Annotated in this window: 3 protein-coding genes; all 3 read right to left on the minus strand. The window is 59.8% G+C overall.

The annotated features are described in order from the left end of the window. Positions 1-80: 80 nt before the first annotated feature. Genes AB8B31_RS25565 through AB8B31_RS25575 form a run of 3 tightly spaced genes read right to left on the minus strand, consistent with a single transcriptional unit; the run spans position 81 to position 6,106 of the window. Positions 81-2,066: a DEAD/DEAH box helicase gene (locus AB8B31_RS25565; RefSeq protein WP_439007551.1), complete on the minus strand. Its 1,986-nt coding sequence runs from the start codon at positions 2,064-2,066 to the stop codon at positions 81-83. Continuing rightward, positions 2,059-4,203, minus strand: coding sequence for a PqqD family peptide modification chaperone (locus tag AB8B31_RS25570; protein ID WP_439007552.1), 2,145 nt, complete (start codon positions 4,201-4,203; stop codon positions 2,059-2,061). Before AB8B31_RS25570 ends, AB8B31_RS25565 begins: the two co-directional genes overlap by 8 nt. 16 nt (positions 4,204-4,219) lie before the next feature. Further along, positions 4,220-6,106, minus strand: coding sequence for an HlyD family efflux transporter periplasmic adaptor subunit (locus AB8B31_RS25575; RefSeq protein ID WP_439007553.1), 1,887 nt, complete (start codon positions 6,104-6,106; stop codon positions 4,220-4,222). Positions 6,107-6,177: the final 71 nt, after the last annotated feature.

Below are 6,177 nucleotides of genomic sequence, written 5' to 3' on the forward strand. Positions count from 1 at the left end.
TTCAAGCGCCATGCGCTGTTGAGAAAGCCCGCGATTAACTGGTGTTTGTGACCCGGAATGCGAGAAAGAAAGTTCGTGTGTCAGTCTGCCTTGCCTGCGAAAGCCAAGGCCGTATCAAGCTTGGTGTCTTGTTTGACGCTTTGCCTTCGTATCCAGAGGTGATTTCGTTCCATCATATGTTGACCGAATCTTCGCATCACATGGCAGAGAAAGGCATTGAATGGCCAGATGGTACTGAACGGCAAGATGTGACTCGCATAGCAACGAAACAACTCGTCGTCGAGCGAAACGATTGCCTCGAAACTCCCAGGGTCGCCCTGACGGGCACATCTGCCGAACAGCTGGCGATCGATCCGGCCGGACTCGTGGTACTCCGTCAGTATCACATGCAGGCCGCCGCGCTTGACGACGTCAGCGGAAAGCTTGATGTCGGTTCCCCTTCCGGCCATGTTTGTTGCCACTGTTACACTTCCAGCACTTCCAGCGGCGGTGACGATAGCGGCTTCACCGGCATCTTGCCGCGCGTTCAGGACCGTGTGCTGAAGCCCCTGCGCTCTCAGGACAATGCTGAGTGCTTCGGACGCTTCTACGGAACGCGTGCCGATGAGCACGGGGCGGCCGCTTTCGCTGACTTCGCGCACGCGGCGGGCGACATGTCTCCATTTTTCACCGGTCGTGACGCAAAGACGGGCGCCAAGGTCTTCGCGCCGCACTGGGCGATGCGTCGGAATCCTGATGAATTTCAGGTCGTAGACCTCGTCCAGTTCGGTTGCGATTTCCGCAGCTGTGCCCGTCATGCCTGCCAGCCAAAGATAACGCCGGAAGAACCTTTGATAGGTTATCTGTGCGAGGGTTTCACGACGTCCCGACGGTTTGCAGTCTTCCTTGGTTTCAATCAACTGATGCAAGCCACGCTCCCAGGAGCGGTCCGCCATGACGCGCCCTGTATATTCGTCGACGATCTGCACCTTGCCGTCGACAACGATGTAGTGCACATCCCGTTTGAACAGATGAAGGGCAGAGAGGGCCTGTTCGACGAGTTCGAGACGAGCCCGTCGCGCCGCCCATAAGCCTCCGGTGGGCGATGACGCATCGGCCACGATCTTACGACCGAGCGGCGTCAGGTGAATGGTCTTGTCTCGCGTCGACAAGCGATAATGGTCTGCGGCCTGCAGATCCTTCGCAACGTCAATGGCTGCGCGGTAGGTTTCGGCGCCGACGGGATCTTCAAGTTCGCGGGAAATGATGAGGGGCGTTCGGGCTTCGTCGACAAGAACGCTGTCGGCCTCGTCGACGATCGCAAAGTGAAGGCCGCGGAGGTACAATTGCGGACGATCACGAATGTCGCCGATCGTTTGATCGAGCAGGACGCGCGCCTTGCTCCTTTTTCCACGCAGCGCGATCGTGTCGCGCAGATAGTCGAACGCCAGTTCCTTGTTCGTACAGTAGACGACGTCGCATGCGTAGGCAGCCCGTCGAGTGGCTGGATCCTGACCGTGCTCGACCAGGCCGACGGAGACCCCGAGCCTGTCATAGACCGGTTTGAGGTGGTCGGCGTCCCGCTTGGCAAGATAATCGTTTACCGTCACGATATGAACCGGCACCCTGGCGAGGGCTGCGGTCGCTGCTGGCAGCAGGGCCGTTAGAGTTTTGCCTTCGCCGGTATTCATCTCGGCAAGCCTGCCCTGCAGGAGCATGTAGCCGGCGACCAACTGGACTGGATGATGTCTCATGCCAAGCAGGCGACAGGACGTCTCTCTCACGAGTGCGAATGAGCGTGCGATATTCTCGGCGGTCAGTCCTGTGTGTAAGAACTGTCGGCGAACCTCGTCGGAGATTAGCGCATAGTCGGTCTCGTCCATGTCTTGTAATTGGGTAGCGTGCCGTTCGATCCTTTCCAGAAAGGGGCCAAGGCTGGCCAGTGTCGCTGTCGATCGTCTTTTCAATGTAGCCTGAAACCGCGCCAGGATGCTGTCAATTGCCCCGGCCGTCGGAGCTCGCCTCTCGGGAAACGGCATCATCTTGAGGTCGCTGAGCTTCCAGGGATGAACGAGTTCGTCAAGCATGGAGCTGAGCCAGGAACAGTTGCCGGACGCGGCGCGCGATCTGCGTGGCCGCCGGTTCCCATTCGTGTTCGAACCGCACGTAGACCCGGCTTCCGAATACCGGAGGGGCGGGACTTTCTGAAATATCCAGATCGATCTGGAACCAGCGCCTGAGGGATTTCAGTCCTTCGGTATCACGTGGATCGGTGGTAATCGGCCCGCCGCCGACCGACGCGAGGGCCTTGCTCGGGAGATGGTCGATGGCTGCGGGTGCTTCATGCAGGATCTTTGCCGGCAGTGAGATCTCAGCTTGTCCCGGAATGCGCACGCTGACCCGCACGAGCCGTTTTCTGACGAGGTCGATGTCGTCCTGGGAAACCACGACGCGGACTGTTTGTCCGTGTGCTGGCGTTACATAACCCAGCACGTCTCCCTCCCGAAAATAACGCTCCGGCAAATCGCTGATACGGTCGACAACGAAGGTCCCTGCGGTTGCACTGTGGGCGATCAGACGTCTTGATCGCTCTCTTGAACGTTTGAGCTCGGCGCTCGCCTCTTCAAACTCCCTGGACGTCACCTCGGCTTGCGCTCGGTTCGTAAGCCACTCGGCTTGGAATTGCGTGCCGAGTTCTCGAACGCGGGCCTCGAGGATCGATAGCTGCATGGTGAGAACAGGGTCCGAGGATTGAAACAGTGGCGCACCTTTTTCGACATGCGATCCCGCCGGCGCGGCAACCTTCTCGAGGAAGCCATCCGCTCCCGCTCGCACATAGGCCTCCTCCGGGAGCCAGATCGTCCCCTGGGACAGGGTGTTGAGAGGAAGGGGAACGAGCAGGACGGGACCGGCGACAGCCGCAAGCGCCAGAGAGGTGATCCCAACGGCCCTGACGCGGTGGCGGCGCAGCTGAGGACTTGCAACGACATGCCACAGCATCTTTGCGGCCGGCATCGCGATGCCGGAGAAAAGCCCCCACAGCGCCAGCAGGATCCCGATAACAAGATAATGGGTCGCGACGAAAAGCGATATCCCGAAGAGAACGATCATCCGGTAGACGTAGGAGGCCGGTGCAAACACGAGCAGCCAGACATGCTCCCCGAAACTTAAAGGGTCGCTCTTCTTCTCCACGCCGAACACCCGGCGCTCGATCAGGCTTGCCCAGTATTTGGTCGATCGGGGGGCAAGATTGGGCATCTCGATGAGATCAATCAGCACAAAATATCCATCGAACTTGAGAAGCGGATTTCCGTTCACCAGCACCGTCGACAGGCCGGACACCAGCATCACGTCGAAGGCGACAGCACGCACCGGGCCGGCCTCCACGGCCAGCCACAGGTAGAGGCCACAGGCTGCCAGGAATGTCTCGACGATGATTCCTGCCCCGGCGACGGCCGCACGCTGGTATTTGCTGCGGAAGCCTGCCGAAGCGGACGCATCGACATAAGGAACCGGAAAAAAGACTAGAAACATCAGGCCCATCTGATGCACTTCGCCGCCGAATGCCTTTGTTGCAAGACCATGTCCGAATTCGTGCAGCAGCTTGACGATAGGATAGACCAGCGCAATGAGGAGCAATCCTTCGGCCGCAAAGACGCGGTCGGATAGGTTTCCAGCCAGTTCTTTGGCGTGGAGTGTCGCAAGATAGATCGCCGGTGCGATTGTTGCGAGCCAGAGGAATAGGCAGGTCCGGCTGAACAGCGGACGAAAGAGCGGAAGCATGCGCTTCAAAAAGAAGTCGGGATCCCAAAGGGGCAGGGTTATCGACAGCGGGCTCTTAAGATTGCGCTTCAGAAGCGACTGGCTCTGCCGCGAATAACGGTCGAACAATTCCAGGGCGTCCGGCTGGGTGTCGAGGCGCAGAAGGTCGGCTGAGTGAAGCTGCGTCAGCAACCGGATGACGTCGTCCTGGCTTGGTGCCTCATCACCGAAGGTTTCGGCCATTTCGTTCCAGACAGCATCGACCGAAAGGCGGCCGTCGAGGCTTGCTATGAAATAATAGGCGATCGGCGTGAAACGGTGGGATTTGCCGCTTGCCGCATCCTGGAGAACGTACCAGACGCTGCCGCGGAAGCGATGGCGATGGATAAGCACGTGGGGTCGCAGCCGCGGCCTGAGATTGCACAATCTGTACCAACTCTGGCTGAGGAAGGGTTCCACCATGATAACCTCGCTGCGTTCAAGGGATCCAGGACCAGACGAACAGCCTGGTCCGCTCGATCAGACTGCGCGTGGTGACCCACAGAAGCGATCGTTGGCCGATACCGATCTTGCCAATCCCTTCCATGCCCGGTCGCAGCGGCAGGTCGTTTTCGAGAAGGTCTGCCTCGACACGGAAAAAATTTCGGCCTTCTTCGGCCGCGGCAACCGAGGTCAACCGAGAGACACGGAACGGCACGGTCTGACCGGCCGCACCGGTGAGGGCGAGCTGCCCTTGCTGGCCGAGGCTGACGTGCCGGATGTCCTCCTCGTCGACATGCAAAACCACCCGGTAGGAATTGAGGGGAGCCACTTCGAAAAGAACCTTTCCCTGCTGCACGGGCGCCCCGAGCATCTGGCTGAGGTCGCCGCTGACGACAAAACCGTCGATGGCAGCGCCAATCCTGCTCCTGGAAAGTTTGTCGGCGGCTAGCGCTCTCTGCGCCTCGGCCTGGTCGATCTGCGCTTGAAGGAGCTGCATGGTCAATCGGTCGTGCTGGGATTGTGCGTCACGATATTTCTGCTGGAGCTTTCGAACCTCGATTTCCCATCGCGTCCGTTCGAGCATGAGGTCGCGGTCCTCAAGGACCGCCAGGGTCTCCCCCTTGCGAACAAGATCGCCGGGACGAACAAGCGCCTGCGCCAGGAATCCATCGAACGGCACAACCGCTGCCCGTTGCACCGAGCCTTCGAGAACCGCTTTACCGGATACCCGAAATTCGCTTTTGGCAAATGACAGGAACACAATGACGCACAGTGAGGCAAGCACCGCGAGCTTGACCGCGGGACGGCGCGGACCGAAGACGGCGGCAAGGCCGGAGCGCGCATTTGCGATCGCTCGACCCGTCAGCAGACGTTCGGCATTGCGCTGGAGTTCGAGGATTGGGCCGGCGAGCGACCCCAGGAGTTCAAGGGTCTGAAGCGTTTCGATGTCGAAGGGTTCTGGCGTTCGACGCTCGAGCGTTATGATACCGGCGACACCGTTGTTTCCGGAAAAGGGGACCGAGAGAGCACTACCGATCGGACCGGGCGCGACAAGATCCTTGTGAGCAATTGCGATCCGCTTTTGGGTTCCCGGTATCAACGGGTAGGATGTGGACTGCCGTTGATCGAAGGCCTCATCCATTGCGCTCTCAATCCGGCCGATCAGTTCGGCCTTCCGCTGAAACCAGGCCGAATGCGACATTGCCCGCAGCCGCATCCCGCGGCGTTCATGGAAACCGAGCGAAACGCGCTCGCAGTCGTAACGTGCGGCGAGTTCGTTGACCAGCGCGGTCGCCGCCACCTGCAGTCTTGTGTGTTCCTCTGTGACCGCGAGCAGATCGAGAGCCGCGTTTGCGCGAGCGAGGTTCGATGCATCGCCGGAATTTTGCCGGCGCCGTAGGGCGGCCTCGAGCCATCCTGAACCCCACTGCAATTGGCGAAACACTGCCTGCAGATCAAGCCCGGCATTGGAGGCGATATCGACGGCAACAACGCCGATGACACTCCCTTGGACGGCGATTGGAAAGGCGACGTGAATGCGCGCGGCTGCGCCGGTGCTTGCCAGGATAGAGCGGACAACGCCGCGACCGTCGCAGACCGCTTTTTCCGCTCCCGGTGTCAGATAGGTAACATCGCTTTCGGCATCAGGCCAGATCGCAGCCGGCCCATAGGACCCGTCAGGGCTTTGGAGAAGCAGAAGTCCGGTGCTGCTGAAGGGGATCTGACTGCATTGCAGGGCAAGCCAGGATGAACAGAACGCTCCTATACTGTCGGCGGTCGCAAACGACGCCCAAAGCGCAGCGTTGTCTGAGGTTGCCCCGACGCTGAAGTCTGGTGCACGTTTCCGCGCGGTGTTTGTTTCGGCTTGCTCGACGGAATCCATCGCTACTCTCACACCTGCATGCCATTGAGTGCGCCCGACTTAAGGGGCGGCTGTATGAAATTACGCACCTG

Origin of the sequence: Rhizobium sp. 62_C5_N11_2 (assembly GCF_051811185.1) — a bacterium.
Classification (GTDB): Bacteria; Pseudomonadota; Alphaproteobacteria; order Rhizobiales; family Rhizobiaceae; genus Rhizobium; species Rhizobium leguminosarum.